Raw genomic sequence first — 23,577 nt, forward strand, 5'->3', positions numbered from 1 at the left:
GCCAAGGGGTTTCGGGTGGATCGGTCGAAGGGTTTGGTCGGCTAGCCGACCGACACCTCGTCGACGAGGCTCTTGGGTCGCATGTCCAGCCAATGGCTTTCGACGTATTCGACGCAGTTCGGTTTGGCGCCTTCGAAAACCACTCGCCAGCCGGCGGGGACGGCCGCGAAGTCGGGCCACAGCGAGTACTGCTCTTCGTCATTGACCAGAACCTGGAACCGGCCGTCCTCGTTGTCGAAGGGATTGGTGTCGCTCACCGGTGTGTCCTTTCCGTGGTGGGGGTGTTCGAACAGGCACTGCGCCAGCCGATCTCGTCACGGTCGGCGCCGCGTTCCAGGTAGCCGCGCAGCTGCAGCGCGACGTCGGCGAGCGCTTCGGGCGATCCCATGTCGACGTGCGAGCAGGCCACGAAGCGCTCGTCCACCTCGCCGAACACCTGGGCTCGCCACGGCAGCGCGCCGGGGGCGGGTTCGGCCCGCTGTCCGGGTGCCGGGTCGCCGGGTGCGGTCGCGGTGAAATACAGCAGATCGCCGACGTATTCGCCGGGGGTGTACCGGTATCCCATGCTGGTTCCGGCCAGGTAGCCGCCGTAGAGTCGCTCGACCTGTGCGGCGCTCAGCGCCCCGAACGGGCCTTGATGCTCGTGCAGCAGCTGGGCGGCCCGTGCGGCCGAGACGTTCTCGGCGGCCAGGCCGGAGTCGCCGAGCAGGGCGGCCAGCAGTTCACCGGCGCTGGCGTCGGCGATCTCCGGTTCGGTGCTGAGGATGCGGCTGTCGAGCATGGCCAGCACCGCGATCCGCTCCCCTGCCCGGGTCAGTTGCGCGGCCATCTCGTAGGCGATGAGTCCGCCGAGCGACCAGCCCAGCAGGTGGTAGGGGCCGTGCGGCTGCACGGCTTTCATCTCGCGGATGTAGCGGCGGGCCAGCTGTTCGACGCTGCCGGGTCCGGTGGCGCTCTCGGTCAGGTGCGGCAGTTGCAGTCCGTACACCGGCCGATCCGGTTCCAGGTGCGGCACCAGCCCGGTGTAGCTCCAGGCCACACCGCTGACCGAGTGCACGCAGAACAGCGGCGGCAGTTCGCCGCGGGGCCGGATCGGCAGCACCGTGTCGAAGGCGGACTGCAGCACGGTGGTGCTGTCGAAGGTCCCCTCCAGCCGGGCCGCGATGCCCGTCGCGGTCGGATCCAGGAAGACCGCCTGCATGGGCAGTTCGGCCCGATGCTCCTCCCGCAGTGTGGCGACGAGTTTGGTGGCGAGCAGGGAGTTGCCGCCGAGTTCGAAGAAATTGTCCTCGGCGCCAACCGATTCCAGCCCCAGCACCGACCCGATCGCCGCGCACACCGCCGCCTCGGCCGGGGTGGCCGGGGCCCGATAGGCACTCGCCGACACCGGGGTGGGTGCGGGCAGCGCGGCCCGGTCCAGCTTTCCGGCCGGCGTGAGCGGCAGCGCATCGAGCAGCGTGATCGATTGCGGCACCATGTATCCCGGCAGCCGGGCGGCGAGATGGCGGCGCAGTTGCGCGACCGTCGGCGCGGCCGAGCCGGTGACGCGGACGTAGGACGCGAGAATGTGTGCCCCGCTGCCCATTTCGCATCCCACCGTGGTCGCGGCCTCGACCTGCGGGTGGGATACCAGTGCGGCGTCGATCTCGCCGAGTTCGATCCGGAAGCCGCGGATCTTGACCTGATCATCACCGCGCCCGAGGTATTCGAGCTCACGTCCGCCCGCGCTCGCGACCCACCGGACCAGATCACCGGTGCGGTACATGCGCTCGCCCGCGGAGCCGAACGGCGAGGCGACGAATCGCTGTGCGGTCAGTGCGGGCCTGCGATGATAGCCCCGCGCCAAACCCGCTCCGGCGACATACAATTCGCCGGGGACGCCGACGGGCACCGGTTGCAGTCGCGAGTCCAGGACCGCCACCGCGAACCCGCGCACCGGCGTCCCGATGGTGACCGGTTGCCCGGTCCGCAGCGGTGCGCTGACAGTCGCGGCGACGGTGGCCTCCGACGGCCCGTAGGCGTTGAGCATGAGGCGGGTGGGGGCCTGGGCCGGACCGGTCCAGCGCCGCACCAGTTCCGGGCCGGTGCGGTCACCGCCCACCATGATCATGGTCAGCTCGTCGAGCCCATCGGGGTCGACCGTGGCCAGGGCCGCGGGTGTCACGAACGCGTGGGTGATCCGCTCGGCGCGCAGCAGCGCGTGCAGCGCGTCACCTCCGTAGACCGCGGGATCGGCCAGCACGGCGGTGGCGGCCGCACCGAGTGCCAGCAGGGTCTCGAGGATCGCCGCGTCGAAACTCGGTGAGGCGAAGTGCAATACGCGCGACTGCGCGGTGACCCCGCAGCGTTCGACGAGTTCGGTGGTGAAGTCGGCGAGGCCCGCGTGCGTGACGGTCACGCCCTTGGGCTGCCCGGTCGAGCCGGAGGTGTAGATCAGGTAGGCGGGTTGCGCGGTCGAGATGCGCCCGCGTTCGTTGTCGCGCAGGGCACTGTCGGCGTGCGCACGAACCCGGGCCGCGGTGGCCGGATCATCGAGGATCAGCCACGGCACCTCGTCGGGCAGTGCGGTCCGGCTGCCGCTCAGCGTGAGGCCCATTGCCGCACCCGAATCGGTGAGCATGTGCCGTTGCCGGTCGACCGGATAGGCGGGGTCCACGGGGACGAACGCGGCCCCGGTCTTGAGCACCGCCAGCATCGCCCGCATCGAGCTCACCGAGCGCGGAATACTCAGGGCCACCACCGATTCCGGTCCGATGCCGCGCGCGACCAGTTCCCGGGCCAGCCGGTTGGCGGCGCGATCGAGCTGGTCGTAGCTCATCTGCACGTCGCGGTCGCGCACCGCCAGCCCGCGCGGTGCGGCGGCCGCGGCGGCGGCGAACACCTCGGGGAAGGTCACCGCGGGCACCGAGGCGGGTCCGCGCGCCGGTGCCAGGGTGCGCGTTTCCTCCGCGTCGAGCAGCGGCGCGTCACCGACGGCCGCATCCGGCTGTGCCACAAAGGCTTCCAGCAGGCGGACGAAACGCCACCCGAGCCGGTCGGCGGTGGACTCGTCGAACAGGTCCGTCGCGTAGGTGACGCACAGCTCCATCGAGGCGGAATCGCCGTCGGCCGCCGCCGCTTCCGTGCAGGTGAATTGCAGATCGAACTTCGCCACCGCGACGTCGGGGTCCTCGACGGTCACCGTCAGCCCGGCCAGTGCGGGTACCCGCGGTATCTCCTGGTGGACCGACAGCATTACCTGGAACAGCGGATGGTAGGCCGCCGATCGGGTCGGTTCGAGCACCTCCACGAGCCGTTCGAACGGAATGTCGGCATGCGCGAACGCATCCAGGTCGGTGTCGCGGACCGCCGCGAGCAGCTCGGTGAAGGAGCTCGCGGTGTCGACGGGCGTCCGCAGTACCAGCGTGCCGACGAACATGCCGACAAGTGGTTCGAGCTGCGGGTCGACCCGGCCGCCGATCGGGGTACCGACGGTGATGTCCGCCCCGCCGCCGAGCCGGGCCAGCAGTACCGCGAGGACCGAGTGCAGCACCATGAAGACACTGACGTCGTGCTCACGGGCCAACGCTCCGGCCGCCGCGTACAGGGACGGATCTATCCGATGCCGTACCGACGCACCCCGATGCGACGGAACCGGCGGGCGGGGACGATCCGTGGGCAGCGCCAGCACGTCGGGCAGTGCCGCCAGTTGCGTTGTCCAATAGGCCAATTGCCGCCCGGCGAGGCTGCCGGGATCGGCATCGTCGCCCAGCGCTTCGCGCTGCCACAGGCTGAAGTCGGCGTACTGCACGGGCAACGGTCGCCAGTCGGGTGCGCGACCGGACGACCGGGCCGCATAGGCGGCGGCCAGATCCCCGGCCAGCGGCACGATCGACGCGCCGTCGGCGACGATATGGTGGGTGACCAGGACCAGTACATGCTCGTCGGCATCGAGGCGCAGGAGTTCGGCGCGCACCGGAATCTCCTGTGTGACATCGAATCCACGGCTCGCCATCGCGCGCAGGTGCTCGGCGGCAGCGGCGTGCGACAGGTCGGTCACGGTCAATGCCGGACCCGAGCCGGTCCGGATCACCTGGGTGGGTCCTTGTTCGTCGCTGGGGAATACTGTGCGCAGGGCCTCGTGGCGGTCGATGACATCGGCGAACGCCCGGCGCAATGCGGCGACGTCCAGTTCCCCGCGCAACCGCAGCAGCAGCGGGATGTTGTAGGCGCCACCGGCGGTGTCGAACCGGTTGAGCAGCCACAGTCGCTGCTGTGCCGCCGAGAGCGGGATCCGCTGCGGCCGTGGCCGTGTCGTCAAGGCCACCCGGCCACCACGTCCGGCCGCCAACTCACCGTCGAGCAGTGCGCCCAGGGCGGCCGGACTCGGGTTCTCGAAGACGGCCCGCACCGCCAGCCCGGACCCGGCCGCCGCATTGATCAGCCCGATCAGCCGGGTGGCCGACAGCGAGTTGCCGCCGAGGTCGAAGAAGCTGTGGTCGGCACCGACTTCCGCGAGGCCCACCACCTCGGCCATGGCCGTCGCGACCAGCCGCTCGCTCGAGGTGCCGGGGGCCCGGCCCACCTCCACCTCCGGCCAGGTCGGCTCGGGCAGGGCACGCCGGTCGAGTTTTCCGTTGGGCGACAAGGGAATCGCGGCGAGCGCCATGAAGGTCGCCGGCACCATATGCGCGGGCAGTCGTCGTGCGGCCGCCTTGCGCAGGTCGTCCGCCACGCACCCGTGCCCGTCTGCGGCGACGACGTAGCAGACGATCTGGGCGCGGCCGCCGCGATCACGGCGGATCTCGGTGTGCGCGAATCGGATCGACTCCTCGGCGGTGATCAGCGCGGTGATCTCGCCCAGTTCGACGCGGAAGCCGCGCACCTTGACCTGGTCGTCGGCGCGACCCACGAACACCAGATCGCCGTCGGCGTTCCAGCGCACCAGGTCACCGGTCCGGTACATGCGGGCGCCGGCGGCGGCGAACGGGTCGGCGAGGAATCGTTCGGCGGTCAGCGCCGCCCGGCCGTGGTATCCCCGCGCCAATCCCGCTCCGCCCACGTACAGTTCGCCGACCACACCCGGCGGGACCGGCCGCAGCCGGGCGTCGAGAACGATGGCGGTGACGCCGCGGATCGGGCGGCCGAGCGCGATCGGCCGGGCCGGATCCATGGGCGGGGAGAAGGTGGCCGCGATGGTGGCCTCCGACGGCCCGTACCCGTTGACGATGGCGTGGCCGCGGGTCCAGCGTTCGATGAGTTCGCGGTCGAAGGCTTCCCCGCCGACCACCAGGGTGTGCAGGTGCGGCAGCGGCCAGCGGGCGGCATCGATGCTGGCCAGCGCCGCCGGGGTGATGACCCCGTGCGTCACCTCGTACCGGTGCATCAGCGCGGCCAGTTCGTCGCCGCCGTAGACCTCGGTCGGCACGATCACCATGGTCGCGCCCGCGGACCAGGCCATCAGCAACTCCAGCACGGCCACGTCGAAGCTGGGCGAGGCCAGGTGCATGGTCCGCGCCCCGGACCCGATGCCGAACCGGACCCGTTGCACCTCAGCACAATTGAACAGTCCGGCGTGGGTGACCGTGACGCCCTTGGGCAGACCGGTCGACCCGGAGGTGTAGATGACGTACGCGACATCCGACACCGCCAGCGGCCGCACCCGATCGGTCTCCTCGATCTGCCGATCATCGACGGTGTCCGCGCACTCCACCGGCATCCAGTCGATGCCGAGGTCCGCGGGCAGCGCGTCCCGGTCGTGCGGGGTGGTCAGTCCGAGCCGCGCCCCGGAGTCGGCGAGCATGTGCCGGATGCGGTCGGCGGGGTGTCGCATGTCCACCGGCAGGAAGGCCGCGCCGGTCTTGGCGATGGCGATCGAGCCGACCACCGATTCCACCGAGCGCGACAGTCCCAGGGCGACCAGGTCACCCGGGCCGACGCCACGCTCGATCAGCGTGTGCGCCAACCGATTCGACCAGCGGTCGACCTCCCCGTAGGTCAGCGTCCGGGACGTCGTGACCAGGGCCGGGTGCTGCGGCCGGGCGGCGGCGCGGGCGAAGAGCTCGGGCAGGGTGATCGCCGATGCCGCGGTGGTGCCGCAGGCCGGGACGAGCGCCGATCGTTCACCGGCGGTGAGGATTTCGGCGTCGCCGACGGCCGCCTCCGGACGGGCCAGCAGCGCGGTCAGCAGCTGGGTGAACCGTTGTGCGAGCAGTTCGGCGGTGCGGGCCTCGAACAGGTCCGTCGCGTAGGTGAGCGACAGCTCGATGCCGTCCGGATCACCGTGCGCGGCCCGCGATTCGGCGAAGGTGAACTGTAGATCGCATTTGGCCAGCCCCGGGTCGACGGGCACGATGTCGACGGTCAGATCGGGCAGGCGCAGCTGCGGTCCGGCCGCATCGGTCAGCGACATGCTGGCCTGGAACAGCGGGTGGTGCGCGGTGGAGCGCACCGGATTGAGCACCTCCACCAGCCGCTCGAACGGCAGGTCCGCGTGCGCGAAGGCGTCCAGGTCGGTCTCGCGCACCGCGCGCAGCACCTCGGCGAAGCCGGCCGTGGCGTCGATTGCGGTGCGCAGCACCAGGGTGCCGACGAACATGCCGACCAGATCGTCGAGCGCGCTGGCGCCGCGCCCGGCCACGGCGGTGCCGAGGGCGATATCGCCGGAGCCACCCATACGGGCCAGCAGCACCGCGAGCGCCGCGTGCAGCACCATGAAGGCGCTGGCGTCGTTGGCGTGCGCGAATTCCACCAGTTGCCGGTGTGTTCCGGCGTCCAGCCGGGTCGAGACCGAGGCCGCGCGGTGGGTGGCGACCAGCGGTCGCGGGTGATCGACCGGCAGTTCGAGGCACTCCGGCAGATCGGCCAGCCGGTCGCGCCAGTACGCGAGTTGCCGCGCGGCGAGGCTGTCGGGATCGTGCTCGTCGCCGAGCAGATCACGTTGCCACACCGTGTAATCCGCGTACTGCACGGGCAGCGGCGGCAGGCCGGGATCGGTACCCGCACGACGAGCGGCGTACGCGGCCGCGAAGTCGCGGGCCAGCGGGGTCATCGACCAGCCGTCGGCGGCGATGTGATGCACGACGATGATCAGCACATGTTCCTCGGCGCCGAGGGCGAGCAGGGCGGCGCGCACCGGCGTCTCGACGGTGAGATCGAAGCCGACAGCGATCAGGTCGGCCGCATCGGCGTGCAGCGATTCCGGGCTCGAAACGATGTGTGCCAGGGTGGTTTCCGCGACGCCCAGCACCACCTGATGCGGTCCCCGATCGTCCTCGGGGAACACGGTGCGCAGCACCTCGTGGCGGGCGACGACATCGCCCAGCGCCGCCGCGACGGCGTCGCGCTCGAGGCGGCCGGTGAGCCGCAGGCCCACCGCGACGTTATAGGCCCCCGACCCTGGTTCGAACCGGTTGAGGAACCACAACCGTTGCTGCGCGAGTGACAGCGGCACCCGATCCGGGCGGAGCCCGGCGCTGAGCACGGGCCTGGCTGCCACCTCCGGCGAGCAATCCAGCAGTGCCGCCAAACCTTCCGGCGTCGGCTGCTCGAACACCGCGCGCACGGCCAGTTCCCGGCCGGTGGCCTCGGCGATGCGAGCCACCACCTGGGTGGCCGACAGCGAGGTGCCGCCCGCTTCGAAGAAGCCTTGGTCGGCCCCGATGTCATGGCCGAGCACCTCGGCCATGACCCCGGCGACGAGCCGCTCACCGGGTGTCGCCGGGGCGCGCCCGGCCGTGAGTGTCGGCCATCCGGGCTCGGGCAGCGCACGGCGATCCAGTTTGCCGTTGGGCGACAGTGGAATCGAGGCCAGTGGCACGAACACCGACGGCACCATGTGCGCGGGCAGGCGGCCGGCGAGCGCCCGGCGCAACTCCGCCGGGTCGGCGGGCTCGCCCGATTCGGTCACCACGTAGCAGGCCAGGGCGGCACGTCCGGCCGGATCGTCGCGGACCTCGGTGTGCGCGAAGCGAATACCGTCCAGGCCCGCCACGGCCGCCGAGATCTCGCCGGGCTCGATCCGGAAGCCACGGATCTTGACCTGGTCGTCGCCGCGACCGACGAACAGCAGTTCGCCGGCGTCGGTCCAGCGCACCACGTCCCCGGTGCGGTACACCCGCGCACCCGCGGCCACCGCGAACGGGTCGGCCACGAAACGCTGTGCGGTCAGGCCCGGTCGGCGATGATAGCCCCGCGCCAGCCCGTCACCGCCGATGTAGAGCTCCCCCGCCACCCCGGGTGGCACCGGCTGCAGGCGCTCGTCGAGCACCACGACGGTGGTGCCGCGCACCGGACGCCCGAGCACGACCGGGCCGTGCGCGGGCAGCCGCTCGGAGATCGCGCTCATGATGGTGGTCTCGGTCGGCCCGTACCCGTTGACCATGGTGCGGTCACCGGCCCAGCGCGCCACCAGTTCCGCGCCCACCGCCTCGCCGCCCACCACCAGGTACCGCAGGGCGGGCAGGGTCCACCGGGTCGCGTCGATGCTGGCGAGCGCGGCCGGGGTGATGAAGGCGTGGGTGACGCGTTCGCGGTCCAGCAGCCGCGCCAGTTCGTCGCCGCCGACGATCTCGGGCGGCACGATCACCATGGTCGCGCCCGCGCACCAGGCCAGCAGCAGTTCCAGCACCGCCGCGTCGAAGCTCGGTGACGCGAAATGCAGTGTGCGGCTGTGGTCTTCGACGCGGTAGCGGGTGCGCTGCTCGGCGGCGAATCCGGTCAGTCCGCGGTGGGTGACCGAGACGCCCTTGGGCTTTCCGGTCGACCCCGACGTGTAGATGAGGTAGGCCACGTCATCGACGGCCAACGGCCGGGTCCGGTCCGAATCACTGACGGCGGCAGCCGATTCGAACTGCTCGAGTTCGTCCAGTGGCAGCCAGCCGACATCGGCGGGCAGGGTGGGGATGTCGGCTCGGGTGCTGACACCGATCCGTGCGCCGGAGTCGGAGACGAGGTGCCGGATCCGGTCCGCCGGGTAGCGGACGTCCACGGGCACGAAGGCCGCGCCCGTCTTCGTCACGGCCACCGCGGCCAGCACCGAGCGCAGCGAGCGCGGCAGGCCCAGGGCCACCACATCGCCGGGGCCGACCCCGGCGGCAATGAGGGCGCGCGCCACCCGATTCGACCGTTCCTCGAGCTCGCCGTAGGTGAGCGCGCCGTCCGCGCCCGTCAGCGCCATCGCCGCGGGATCCACCGCGGCGGCGGCGAACAACTCGGGCAGGGTGGCGGGCACCGGTCCGGCCGGGCCGCGCGCGGGGGCCAGCCGTCCTCGTTCGGGCGCGGTCAGCAGGTCGGCGTCGCCCACGGGCAGCTGTGGACGCCCGCACAGTCCGGCCAGCAGCCGGGTGAAGCGGGCGGCGAGCCGCTGTGCCGTCCCGGCGTCGAACAGATCCGTGGCGTAGGTGAGCGTCAGGTCGAGTCCGTCCGGATCGCCCTGCGCCGAACGGCATTCCGTGAAGGTGAACTGCAGATCGAATTTGGCGACCGCGGCCCCGATGTCCTCGGCCGACACCGTCAGTTCCGCGAGGTCGGGCACTCGCGGCGGCGCGTCGTGGACCGACAACATGACCTGGAACAGCGGATGGTGCGCGGTGGATCGGGCCGGTGCGAGGGCCTCCACCAAGCGTTCGAACGGCAGGTCCGCGTGCTCGAAGGCGGCCAGATCGGTTTCGCGGACCGCGGCCAGCAACTCACCGAAGGACGCGGAGCGATCGATGCCGGTCCGCAACACCAGTGTCCCCGCGAACATTCCGATGAGCGGATGCAGCCGAGCGTCGGCGCGTCCGGAGATGGGCGTGCCCACGGTGACGTCGCCGGTACCGCCGAGGCGGCCCAGCAGGACGGCGAGCACCGCGTGCAGCACCATGAACAGGCTCACGTCGTGTTCGCGCGCGAGCCGGGTCAGCGCGGCGTGTGAAGCGCCGGCGATCCGGGTCTCGACCACACCGCCGGTGGTGGCACGGTTTTCGGACCGCGGACGGTCCACGGGCAGCTCGAGCCGGTCCGGCAGGTCCGCCAGCGTGCGACGCCAGTAGGCCAGCTGGCGTCCGGCCAGGCTGTCGGGGGCGGTGTCGTCGCCGAGTACGCGGTGCTGCCAGACACTGAAATCGGCGTACTGCACCGGCAATTCGTCCCAGTGCGGGGCGGTGCCACGCCGCCGGGCGGCATACGCCGTCGCGAGATCGGTGGCCAGGGGTTCCGCCGAGCCGCCGTCCGCGGCGATGTGGTGCAGCACCACCACCAGTACATGATCGTCGTGCTCCACCCGCAGCAACTCCGCGCGCAGGGGCCGCTCGACCGCGAGGTCGAATCCGGTGGCGGCGCAGACGCGCAATCGCGCACCCAGCTCGCCGGCGGCGATCGGTGTCACCGGCAGCAGTACCGCGTCGGGGTCGGCCGCGGTGACCACCTGATGGGGTCCGGTCTGGTCCTGAGGGAAGATCGTGCGCAGCACTTCGTGTTTGGCGAGGACATCGCCGAGCGCGGCACGCAGCGCGTCCACCTCGAGCGCACCGCGCAGGCGCAGCGCGACCGGAATGTTGTAGGTGCCCGACCCGCCGTCGAATCGGTTGAGGAACCACAGCCGCTGCTGGGCAGGCGAGAGCGGTATCCGCTCGGTCCGGGGTACGCGCGTCAACTCGGGGACGCCGGAATCCTGGTCTGCCAGTGCGTCATCCAGGACCCGTGCCAGCTGTTCCGGAGTCGGATGGTCGAAGACCGCCCGCACTCCCACCTGTCGTCCGGTGGCCGCCGCGAGCGCCGCCACCAGCCGCGTGGCCGACAGCGAGGTGCCGCCGAGCTCGAAGAAGTCACTGTCGGCGAAGACCCGCTCACAGCCCACCACCTCGGCCATGGCCGCGGCGACCAGTGCCTCACCGGCGGTTTCGGGCTCGCGCCCGGTGCCCGCCGGTTCCCACACCGGATCCGGTAGCGCCTTGCGGTCCAGTTTGCCGCTGGGCGAGAGCGGGATCTCGGGCAGCGCCACCACCGCGTTCGGCACCATGTACGCGGGCAGTCGGGAACCGGCGTGCTCGCGCACCGCGCGGGCGTCCACCTCGACGCCGCGGACCGGGACCGCGTAGCACACGATCCGTGCCGCACCGCGATTGTCGTACCGGATCTCGGTGTGCGCGAACCGGATACCGGTCTGGCCCGCGACCACGGCCGAGATCTCGCCGAGTTCGATGCGGAAGCCGCGCAGCTTCACCTGGTCATCGCTGCGGCCCACGAACATCAGTTCCCCGGCCGAGGTCCACCGCACCACGTCACCGGTCCGGTACATGCGCTCGCCGGGGTCGCCGAAGGGGTGGGCGACGAATCGCTGCGCGGTCAGCGCGGCGCGCCCGAGGTAGCCGCGCGCCAATCCGGCACCGGCGACGTACAGTTCGCCGGCCACTCCCACGGGCACCGGGCGCAGCTTGTCGTCGAGCACCATGACGGCCGCACCGCGGATGGGACGGCCCAATACCACCGGCCGATCGGCCGCCAGCGCGGCCGAGATCACCGGTGCGACGGTCGCTTCCGAGGGTCCGTAGGCATTGTGCAGCGCGCGCCCCGGGGCCCAGCGGGCGACCAGGTCCGCGCCCACCGCCTCGCCGCCGACCACCAGGCAGCCCAGTGTGGGCAGCGGCCATCGACTCGCGTCGATGCTGGCCAGGGCGGCCGGGGTGAGGAAGGCGTGGGTGAGCTGTTCCCGGTCGAGCAGGGCGGCCAGTTCGTCACCGCCGTAGACGTCGGGCGAGACGATCACCATGCGCGCCCCGCTGCTCCAGGCGAGCAGCAGTTCGAGTATCGAGGCGTCGAAGCTCGGGGACGCGAAATGCAAGGTGCGGCAGTTGGAGTCGATGAGATAGCGGGAGCGCTGCTCGGTGGCGAAGGCCGCCAGGCCGCGATGGGTGACCGCGACGCCCTTGGGCACGCCGGTCGAGCCCGAGGTGTAGATGACGTAGGCGAGGTCGTCCACGCGCAGTGCCCGCGCGCGATCGGCGTCGGTGACGGCGGTCGCGGACGCGGTGTCGTCCACCGCGTCCGCCAGGTGCCAGTCGAGCACCAGGTCGGGGGGCAGCAGCGGTCGATCCGCCCGGGTCGTAATGCCCAGTCGGGCACCGGAATCGGCGAGCATGTGCCGGATGCGGTCGGCGGGGTGGCGGACATCGACGGGCAGGAACGCCGCACCGGTTTTGGCGACCGCGGCGGTGGCGATCACCGATTCCAGCGAGCGGCGCAGGCCCAGGGCCACCACTACGCCCGGTCCGGCCCCGGCGGCGATCAGCGTGCGCGCCAGCCGATTCGATCGTTCGTCGAGCTCCCGATAGGTGAGCCGGGTGCCGTCGGCGACGATGGCCACCCGCTCGCCGTCCCCGACCGCACCGGCTATCAGGTCGGGCAGGGTGCGGGCCTGGCCGGCGGGCTCGCCCCGCATCGGGCACAGTGTCCGGGTCTCCTCGTCGGTGCGAATGTCGATGTCGCCCACCGGTTCCTGCGGTGCCGCCAGAACCCGGTCGAGGATGCGCAGGAAACGGCGAGCGGTGCGCAGCGCCGTCGATTCGTCGAACAGATCCGTCGCATAGGTCAGGCGCAATTCGAGGCCATCGGCCCGCTCGGGTGTCGCCGGTGCGCGCCCGAAGGCGAACTGCAGATCGAACTTGGCGACGGCGGCATCGAAGGGCTGCACCGAGATATCGAGCCCGGGGACATGGAATTCGGGTGCCGCGAAGTTGTCGAGGGCCAGGCTCACCTGGAACAGCGGATGGTAGGCGCTCGAGCGGCGCGGGTTCAGGATTTCGACCAGTCGCTCGAACGGCAGGTCGGCATGGGCGAAGGCGCTCAGATCCGCATCCCGGACGGTATGCAGCAGCGCTGCGAACGAGGTGTCGCCGGGCACCGCCGTGCGCAGCACCAGGGTGCCGACGAACACTCCGACCAGTTGCTCGAGGGCGGCCTCGTCGCGCCCGGCGATCGGTGCGCCGACCGCGATGTCCTCGGTACCGGCGAGCCGCGCGAGCAGGACCGCGAGTGCCGCGTGCAGCACCATGAATTCGGTGACCTCGTGCCGGCGCGCGAATTCGTTCAGGCGCGTGCGCAATCCGGCCTCCAGCTGGGCGCGGACGGTCGCGCCGGCGTGCGAGGCGCGCGCGGGCCGGGGGCGGTCCACGGGCAGTTCCAGGCAGCTCGGCAGTCCCGCGAGCCGGCCGCGCCAGAAGCGAATCTGGTTCGCCGCCAGGCTGTCCGGGTCCTGTTCGGCACCGAGCAAGTCCCGATGCCACACCGTGTAGTCGGCGTACTGCAGCGGCAACGGCGGCTGATTCGGGGCGGTGCCGAGTGCCCGTGCGCGGTAGGCGATGCCGAGATCGGTCGCCAAGGGCGCCAGCGAGCCGCCGTCGAGCGCGATGTGGTGCACGGAGAGCACCAGCAGGTGTTCGGTGGCACCGGTGCGGAACAGCTCGGCGCGCAGCGGGATCTCGGCGCTCAGATCGAACCCGGATGCCGCGAACTCCTCGATGTGGCAGTCGATTTCGAGGGGGCTGACCTTGACCGGCGACAGGTCGAAGGCGAGTTCGTGGGCGGGCACGACCACCTGGTGGGGGCCGTGCGCATCCTGCGGATAAACCGTGCGCAGCACCTCGTGGCGACTCACCACGTCGGTCAGGGCGGCCTGCAGCGCAGCACAGTCGAGATCGCCGCGCAGTCGCAGCACGGCCGGAATGTTGTAAGCCCCGGAGTCCGAGTCCAGCTGGTTGAGGAACCACAACCGCCGCTGCGCCGCGGACAGCTCCACGCGCGCCGGCCGTGGGACCGAGCCCAAGGCGGGAATCTTCGTGGCGTGCACGCCCACCCGCCCCTCGATGCGGCGGGCCAGCCCCTCGGGGGTGGGGTGCTCGAACACCTCGCGGACGGCGGGGCGATAGCCGTGGTCGGCCGCGATCCGGGTGGCCAGGCGGGTCGCGGAGAGCGAGTTGCCGCCGAGGTCGAAGAAGCTGTGATCGGCGGCGACCCGGTCGATGCCGATCACCTCCGCCATGGCCCGGGCGATCAGGGCCTCGACGCCGGTCGCGGGCTCGCGGCCGGTCCGATCGGTGGCCCAGTCGGGTGCGGGCAGGGCGCGACGATCCAGTTTTCCGGTGGGGGTCACCGGGAGAGAGCTCAGTTCCACGACGGTCGACGGCACCATGTAGCCGGGCAGCCGGTCCGCGACGGCGGCGCGCAATGCCCGGGTGTCGAGCTCACCGGACCGCTCGGGCAGCACGTAGGCCACCAGTTGCGCCTGGCCCGCGTCGTCCTGGCGAATCTCGCAGTGCGTGAACCGGATTCCGGGCAGGGCGGACACCGCGGCGCCGACCTCGCCGAGCTCGATCCGGAAGCCGCGCAGCTTCACCTGGTCGTCACCGCGTCCCACGAAGACCAGTTCGCCGCCGGTCGTCCAGCGCACCAGATCGCCGGTGCGATACATGCGTTCGCCGCTGCGGCCGAACGGGGCCGCGACGAAACGTGAGGCGGTGAGGTCGGGGCGGCGGACATAGCCGCGGGCGACGGCCGGGCCGCAGACGTACAGCTCGCCGACGACTCCGGCTGGAACCGGGCGCAGCCGCTCGTCCAGCACGGCGAGCCCGCTGCCACGCACCGGGCGGCCGAGCACGATCAGGGCGGCCGGATCCAGGGCGTCGGAGATCGCGACGGCAATACTGGTTTCGGAAGGCCCGTAGGCGTTGTGGATGCGCCGGCCGGGGGCCCACCGGGTGAGCAGGTCCGCGCCGAGGGCCTCGCCGCCCACGGCCAGTCCGCGCAGCGCCGGAAGCGGATGGCGGGACGCGTCGATGCTCGCCAGCGCTGCCGGGGTTAGAAAGGCATGCGTGACAGCGTGTTCGGTGAGCAGCTCGGCCAGTTCGTCGCCGCCGTACACGTCGGCGGGTGCGATCACCATGGTCGCGCCGGACTGCCAGGCGAGCAGCAGTTCGAGCACGGAGGCATCGAAGGTCGGTGCGGCGAAATGCAGTGTGCGGGACTGATGATCGCTACCGACCCGGTCGGTCAGCTCCCGGGCGAAATCGGCCAGGCCCCGGTGGGTGACGACGACGCCCTTGGGGACGCCGGTCGAGCCCGAGGTGTAGATGAGGTAGGCGGGGTGTGAGAGTGCCAGCGGCACAAGCCGATCCGCATCGGTGACCGGGCGATCAGAGAATCGCGTGCACTGTTCGCCGACAGCTGGATCGTCGAGGCACAGCCAGTGCACGTCGGCGGGCAGTTCGTGCAGGCAGGCACGCGTGGTCAGGCCGAGGGACACGCCCGACTCGGCCAGCATCCGCCGGGTGCGCTGCTGCGGCAGAGCGGGGTCGACGGGCAGGAAGGCGGCACCGGCCTTGAGCACCGCGATGGTCGCGCTGACCGATTCGATGGAGCGCGGAATCGCCAGCGCCAACACCGATTCCGGCCCTGCCCCGTGCTGGATGAGCAGTCGGGCCAGCCGGTTACCGTCGCGGTCGAGTTCCCCGTAGGTCAACTCACGCCCGCGATAGCGCAGGGCGGGTCGTTGTGGATCGGTGGCCGCGGTGAAGATCTCGGCGAGGGTGCGGCCGCCGTCGCTGTCGCGGGTCGTCACCGGGGCCAGGCTCGCCGCCTCGGCGGCGGTGAGCAGCGGCAGGTCTCCGATCGGGGTCGCGGGCGCGGCGGGCACGGCGGTGAGCAGGGCGGTGAACCGGTCGAGCAGGGCGGTCGCACCGGATTCCCCGAACAGGTCGGTGGCGTAGCCGAGATCGATCGCGAGGCCGTCGGGATCGCCTCCGGCGGAGCGGGTTTCGAGAACGGTGAATTCCAGGTCGAAGCGGGCGACACCGGTATCGATCGCGCTCGCGACGGTGGCCGTGGTGCCCCACAGCGGTGCGACGACCGGGGCCTCGTTGTGCACCGACAGCATCACCTGGCACAGCGGCTGGTGTGAGGCGGCGCGGATCGGCCGCAGCGCGTCGACCAGCCGCTCGAACGGCAACTCGGCGTGCGCGAATGCGTCCAGGTCGCTGTCGCGGACCTCGGTCAGCAACTTCTCGAACGGTGCGCCGATGTCGACGGTGGTGCGCAGCACGACGGTGCCCACGAACATGCCGATGAGATCGTCCAGTCGTGGGTCCGCGCGCCCGGCGACCGGGGTGCCGATCGCCACGTCCGAGGTGGCGGCGAGCCGAGCCAGCAGTGCGGCCAGGACGGCGTGCGCGACCATGAAGACGGTCACTCCGTGCCGCTGCGCGAATTCGAGTACCGCGGTGTGTGTTTCGGCGTCGAGCCGAGTGCGCACCGTCGCCCCGCGCTGTGACGCGGTGACCGGGCGCGGCCGATCCGTCGGCAGCGCAAGGCATTCCGGCAGCCCGTCGAGCCGCGCGGTCCAGTAGGCCAGCCGCCGGGACACGAGGCTGTCCGGATCGGACTCCGCGCCGAGCACCAGTTGCTGCCACGCGCTGAAGTCGGTGTACTGCACCGGCAGAGGCTCCCATCCCGGAGTCGCACCCGCACAGCGGGATTCGTAGGCCCGCCCCAGATCGCGCGCGAGCGGTCCGAGCGACCGGCCGTCCGCGGCGATGTGATGCACGACCAGCACCAGCAGATGATCGTCGGTCGCCACCCGCAGCAGGCCGACCCGGATCGGTAGTTCGCAGGTGAGATCGAAACCCCCGCGGGCGAAGTCACGGGCATCCGTGTCGAGCGAGGACGGTCCCGACACGATCCGGACCAGCATCACCGCGGAATCGGTGCGCACCTGCTGCCAGGGCCCCTCGGCATCCTCCGGATACACGGTCCGCAGAATCTCGTGGCGCGCCAACACATCCGACACCGCGTCCTGCAGGGCGGTGCGGTCGATCGGACCGCTCATCCGCAGCCCGACCGCGATGTTGTAGGCGGCGGAGTCCAGGTCGAAGCGGTTGAGGAACCACAGCCGCTGCTGCGCCGCCGACAGCGGGGTCCGGTCGGGCCGGGCGGTGGCCACCAGTTCCGGCAGCGCCGCACCGCCCAGGTCGGTGCCGAGGCGCGCGGCGAGCGCGGACACGGTCGGCGCCTCGAAAAGCGTTCGCACGCCGACCTGTGTACGGCGACCGGCGCTGAGCCGGGTGGCGGCCTTCGCCGCGAGCAGGGAATTGCCGCCACGCAGGAAGAAGTCGTCATCGGCGCCCACCCGCTCGACCCCGAGCACCGTCGCGAACACCCGCGCCACCAGCTTTTCGGCCCCGGTGCCCGGTTCCCGGTACCCGATCGCCGGGAACTCCGGAGCGGGCAGCGCGCGGCGGTCAACCTTGCCGGTGGCGGTCATGGGCAGCGCGGGCAGGACGGTCAGCGCGGCGGGCACCATGTACGCGGGCAGGACCCCGGAGAGCCTCTCGCGCAACGCCTCCGGCGCTATCGTCCGCTCCGGCGCGCAGGCCACATACCCCACCAATCGGTCGCCGCGGGCGCCGTCGCGGTGGGCCACCACGACGGCCGCGGCCACGTCCTCGTGGGACAGCAGCGCCGCCTCGATATCGCCCGGCTCGATCCGGAAACCGCGCACCTTGACCTGGAAGTCGGTGCGGCCGTGATAGACGAGCTCACCGGTAGCGGTCCAGGCCGCGAGGTCGCCGGTGCGGTACATGCGGGCACCGGGCGCGCCGAGCGGGTCGGCGGCGAATCGGTCCGCGGTCAGCCCCGCCGCCCCGAAATAGCCGCGCGCCAACTGGATTCCGGCCAGGTACAGCTCACCGACGACGCCGGGGGCCACCGGGCGCAGCCGCGCGTCCAGGACGTAGGCGCGGGTGTTCCATTCCGGCCGCCCGATCGGGACGGTCACGGTATCGGTGGCGTCCACGCGATGCGCCGTGGCCGAGACCGCGGCCTCGGTGGGGCCGTAGAGATTCCACAGTTCGGTGCGCGGATGCGCCTGGCCGAAGCGTTGGGCGACGGCCGGCGGGAGCGCCTCACCGATGGCCAGCACCGCGCGCACCGAATCCGGCAGGACCGCGTCGTCCGCGAGCAGGGACGCGAGCATCGAGGGCACCAGGTGCAGCACCGTCACCCGCTGGTCGGCGATGAGACGAGACAGGTACGCCGGGTCCTGCTGCCCGCCCGCGACCGCCACCACCGTGCGGCCGCCGGTCAGCATGGCGGCGTAGAACTCCCAGACCGACAGGTCGAAGGTCGCCGCCGTCTTCAGCAGCACCGCGTCCGCGCCGCCGAGGGCGAAGGTCGCTGCCTTCCAGCGCAATTGGTTGACGACCGCGCGGTGAGTGACCGCGACGCCCTTGGGGCGGCCGGTCGAGCCGGAGGTGAACAGCACGTAGGCGGTGTTGTCGGGGCGCAGCGGGGCACGCCGCTCCCCCGCGAGCACCGGGAACGCGGGCAGGCCCGTGAGGTCCAGCGTGTCGACGTCCACCAGGGGGATGGTGGACGAGAGCGTCGCGGAACCGGCTGCGGCACCGGTGAGTACGCAGCGCGGTGCCGCAGTGTCGAGAATGTGCGCGAGCCGATCGGCGGGCTGTTCGGGATCCAGTGGCACGTACGCGCCGCCCGCGACCACGACCGCGTACATGGCCACCAGCAGCTGCTCCGAGCGTGGCAGGGCCAGCGCCACCCGCGTCTCGGGTCCGATGCCGAGGCGAATGAGATACCGTGCCAGGCGGTTGACCCGCTCGGAGAACTCCCTATAGGTCGATTCCGTCGGCACCGCGCCGGATCCCGGATCGGCGACCACCGCCACCGCGGCGGGGGTCCGCGCGGCCTGTTCGGCGAACAGGGAGGCCAGGGTCGCGTTCTCGTCGCCGGGGTGGCGAGTGTCGTTCCACCCGTGCACGATCCGGGTGGTCTCGGACGCGCCCAGCACCGCCAGCGCACCCACGGGCACATCCGGCCGGTCCACGGCATCGGCCGCGACCCGGGCCAGGCGGTCGGCGAAGCCCGCCACGGTGGATTCGTCGAAAAGATCTGTGGCATAGACGAAGTGACCGGAAATACCGGCGGGAGCGCCGGTCTCGTCGTATCGGTCGGTCAGCACCAGTTGCAGATCGAACTGGGCGACACCGGTTTCGATCTCGGTACCGGTGACCGTCAGGCCCGGCAGGTCGGCGCTCGGCAGGCCCAGGTTCTGGAACGAGAAGCCGATCTGGACCAGGGGGTGCCGGGCGTTCGAGCGGATCGGGTCGAGATGTTCCACCAGTCGTTCGAACGGCAGCCGGGCGTGCGCGAAGGCGGCCAGGTCGTGATCGCGTTGCGCGGCGAGCAGGGCACGGAACGAACGGCCGCCGTCGACCTCGGCACGGAAGACCACCGTATTGACGAACATGCCGATCAGATCGTCGAGTTCGGGTTCACCCCGGCCCGCGACCGGTACCGCCACGGCGATATCGTTGCCGCCCGACAAGCGCGCCAGCAGCGTCGCGAACGCGGCGTGCACCGCCATGAACAGGGTGGCGTTTTCCTCGTGCGCCACCTCCAGCAGCCGGGCATGGACGTCCGCATCGAGGTCGACGGGGACCTTCGCGCCTCGGAAGGACTGCGCCGCCGGGCGTTTGCGGTCGTGCGGCAGCGGAAGTTCGTCCGGGAGGTCGGCGAGCCGGGCACGCCAGTAGGACAGTTCGGCGACGGCCAGGGCGGTGGGATCGGTGGCGTCACCGAGCAATTCGCGTTGCCAGCGGCTGTAATCCGCGTAATGCACGGGCAGTTCGGCCCAGTCGGGTCCGTGCCCGGCGCGGCGGGCCGCGTAGGCGGAGGCCAGATCCGCCAGCAGTGGCCGCAACGACCAGCCGTCGGCGGCGATGTGGTGGATCACCACCGCGAGCACATGAGCGGTGGAATCGGTACGCAGCAACGCCATCCGCAGCGGCGGCTCGGCGGTCAGGTCGAAGCCGCGATCGGCGAACGCCAGCAGCGCGGCCGCGGTGTCGGCCGGATCCGTCTCGATCGGAATGAGCTCGGGGGCAACATCGTGCGCGGCGAGAATGTGCTGGCTCGGTCCGTCGACGCCGTCCGGGAACCGGGTGCGCAACGGTTCGTGCCGGGTGATCAGGTCGGCCACCGCAGCGCGCAACGCCGGGAGATCCAAGGCACCGCTCAGGCGCAGTGCGAACGGAATGTTGTAGGTGGTCGCGGCCGGATCGAAGCGGTTGATGAACCACAGCCGAAGTTGGGCCGGGGACAGGGGAATACCGTCTTCGCGGGGACCGGCCGTCAAGCGCGGCAGGTCACTGTCAGCGGCGACGGCGGCGACGCGGGCGGCCAGACTCTCGACCGTGGCTTCCTCGAACACCAGACGCACCGGAATCACCGCGCCGACGGCCGCCCCGATCCGCGCCGCTACCCGGGTCGCGCTCAGCGAATCCCCGCCGAGCGCGAAGAAGCCGTCGTCGAGCCCCACGCCGGTCACTTCCAGGACCTCCGCGAACGCCTGCGCCACCGCGCATTCGGCGCTGCTCACCGGAGCCCGGTGCGCGCGCGTCTCCGCCACCGGCTCGGGCAGCGCACGCCGGTCGAGTTTGCCGTTCACCGTCAGCGGCAGCGCCTCCAGGACCACGAAGGCGCTCGGCACCATGTGGCCGGGCAGCCGCCCCGCCACGGTCGCACGCACTCGCGCGATATCGAGTGCGGCACCGGTTTCCGCCACCACATAGGCGACCAGCCGGGCCTCGCCCGCGGCGCTTTCCCGGGTGATCACCGCGACCTGACGGAGCAGCGGATCGGCCAGCAGCGCGGCCTCGATCTCGCCGAGTTCGATCCGGAACCCACGCACCTTCACCTGGTCATCGGCGCGCCCGAAGTACTCCAGCTCGCCCGCGCCGGTCCAGCGCCCCAGATCGCCGGTGCGATAGAGCCTGCCGCCGGGTGCGCCGAACGGATCGGCCACGAAGCGGGTCGCGGTCAGGGCCGGACAGCCCAGATAGCCGCGGGCGAGTTGCCCGCCACACACGTAGAGCTCACCGGTGACCCCGATCGGGGCCGGCCGCAAGCGCCGGTCCAGCACCAGCACTCCGAGACCCGGGAGCGCGCGGCCGATGCCGCCTCCGGTCTGCGCCGTGCTCGCGTCGAGTTCCCGGTAGGTGACGTGCACCGTGGTCTCGGTGATGCCGTACATATTGATCAAGCGCGGCGCGTCGTCCGGGTAGCGCTGATACCAGTCGCGCAGCCGGCGCGGGTCCAAGGCCTCACCACCGAAGATGATGCGGCGCAGCGCCAGTGGAGGCGAGGCCGGCGCGGCGGCCCGATCGGCATCGGCGAGCTGATAGAAAGCCGACGGTGTCTGGTTCAGCACCGTCACCCGTTCCCGGCACAGCAGCTCGCGGAATTGTGCGGGTGCGCGGGAGGTCTCGTAATCGACCACGACCAGCGTGCCGCCATACAGCAGCGCGCCCCACAGTTCCCACACCGAGAAGTCGAAGGCGTAGGAATGGAACAGGGTCCACACGTCCGAGGCCCCGAACCCGAAGTCGGGCAGGGTGTTCGCGAACAGCTGCGTGACATTGCGGTGCGGGATCTGGACGCCCTTCGGGCGGCCGGTCGAGCCGGAGGTGTAGATCACGTAGGCGAGGTGGCCCGGATCGAGGCGACAGAGCCGGTCGGCGGCCGTGAACGCGCGTGCCGAAGCACCCCGGTGCACGGAGTCCACATCGATCACCGGAAGGCCGGGCGTCAGCGTGTGATCCATTGCCGCAGAGGTGATCACGCAGGACGGTGCGGCGTCCTCGAGCATGAATCGGATGCGATCGGCCGGATAGTCGGGATCGATCGGAAGATAGCCGCCGCCCGCCTTGATCACGGCCAGCAGGGCGACCACCAGCTCGACCGAGCGGGGCAGCGCCACCGCGACAATGCTTTCCGGGCCGACACCGTGGTCACGCAATCGCCACGCGAGCGCGTCGACCCGCTGGTTCAACGCCTCGTAGCTCACCCGGTGGTCGCCGCACACCACGGCGGTCGCCGCCGCGTGCGTCGTGGCCGTGGCCGCGAAGAGGTCCGCGAGAGTCTGCGTCGGCGCCGGCGCGGCGGCGGGCGTGATCGCCCAATCACGCAGGACGAGTTGCTGTTCGGCCGCGGTCGCCACGGCCAGCTCCGCGACCGCCGCCTGCGAGTCGGCGGCCAGGAACTCGGTGAGATAGCCCAGGAAGCGGCGGTGGTGATCGCGCAGCTCCACGCCGGTGTAGCGATCGGGGTTGGCGATGAAGTCCACGCATAGTTCACCGGCACCGGAGCCGTTGTAGACGTTCACCGACAGGTCCTCGACCGGGCCGGTGGACAGCAGATGCATCGTGGCGTCCACGCCGCCGAAACGAATTCCATTGTGGAACAGCATGAAATTGACGACCGGGCCCAGGAAGTCCCGCTGGTCGCCGGACCCGCCTCGATCACGCTGCATGTCCTCGTACCGGTAACGCTGATGCCGCAGGGCTTCCCGGATGCGGGCGTCCGTATCCGCGACGAGTTCCGCGACGGTGCGCCCGGCCGGCACCTCGATGCGCAGTGGAACCACATTGGAGACGTACCCGGCCGACATCCCGAGTTCGGGAGTGGTGCGCGCGGTCACCGGCAGGCTGAGCACGACCTCACCGCGGCCGGTCGCGGCCGACAGGTAGGCGGCGACCGCGGAGGTCAGCAGCGCCGGACGGGAGGCGTCGAATCGTGCGCGGGCCGAGGCCAACCCGGCGGCCGGGAACAGTCCCGTCTCCAGCAGGTTGTGCGCGCTCGCCGGGCCGTATCGATCGCTGAGACCGGTGGTGGCGGTGAGTCCGTCGAGCCGGTCGCGCCAGAATTCGCGGTCGCGGGTGAAGTCCTCGGATTCCCGGTAGGCGCACTCGATGTCGTAGATCGAGCGCAAGCCGGGTGCCGTCGACGGGTTCGGCGATCGGCCGTCCACCGAGGCGGTGTAGTGCTCGGCGATCCGGGCTACCAGCAGCATCGCGCCGTAGCCGTCGATGGCGATGTGGTGCATCTTGGCGTACCAGAGATACGCGCGGTCGCCGACCCGGAGCACGGCCGTCTCGAACAGGCGATCACCCAGCACCGGGATGGGCACCGCGATATCCCGGCGCATCCAATCCATCGCCGCCGCACGCGGATCGTCGCAGTCGCGGAAGTCATGGCGGGCGATTGCCACGGGTCCGTCCGGCCCGACCAGCTGCCAGGGCTGCCCGGCCACCTCCTCGACCCGCAACCGGAGGCTCTGCAAATCTTCGGCACACATGCGCATGGCTTGGGCGAGCACATTCGCGTCGAAATCACCCGGGATGTCGACGTATTGGGCCACGGTCAACGGGACCTCGGGGGCCAGGTGCTGCGCATTCCAGATGCACATCTGAGCTGGTGACAAGGGAAAACCGGTAGCGTTGTCCGATGCGTCACGACCTGCGGTACCCGAGGCCAAGGCGGTCATCCAGACACTCCAATCGCCGATAAAAGACTGTGGACTCTCCACTTCGGACTCGGCAGCAACATTTCCGCTAAGTCCAGGAAGGGAATCGCACAGACCAGTCGGGTGGATTGGTCGGGAGCCGCGAATTTTCGATCTTTTGTCCGGAAGTAGCCACAGACATCGCGAATCCCGCTGCAGGACCGGACAAAGACGGCGAATCCGGCCGGCATCCATTGTGCCGACCGGAT

At 71.1% G+C, this 23,577-nt stretch carries 2 protein-coding genes; both read right to left on the reverse strand.

Annotated elements, in window-relative coordinates:
* Positions 1–41: 41 nt before the first annotated feature.
* Complete coding sequence (locus tag ACFXHA_RS34490; protein ID WP_379363644.1) at positions 42–257, reverse strand: MbtH family protein; 216 nt, start codon at positions 255–257, stop codon at positions 42–44.
* Positions 254–23,563, reverse strand: a complete 23,310-nt coding sequence (locus tag ACFXHA_RS34495) for a non-ribosomal peptide synthase/polyketide synthase (protein ID WP_379363646.1) — start codon at positions 23,561–23,563, stop codon at positions 254–256. The genes ACFXHA_RS34490 and ACFXHA_RS34495 overlap by 4 nt, the downstream gene beginning before the upstream one ends.
* Positions 23,564–23,577 lie beyond the last annotated feature (14 nt).

This window comes from Nocardia sp. NPDC059240, assembly GCF_042753865.1.
In the GTDB taxonomy this organism is placed as follows: Bacteria; Actinomycetota; Actinomycetes; order Mycobacteriales; family Mycobacteriaceae; genus Nocardia.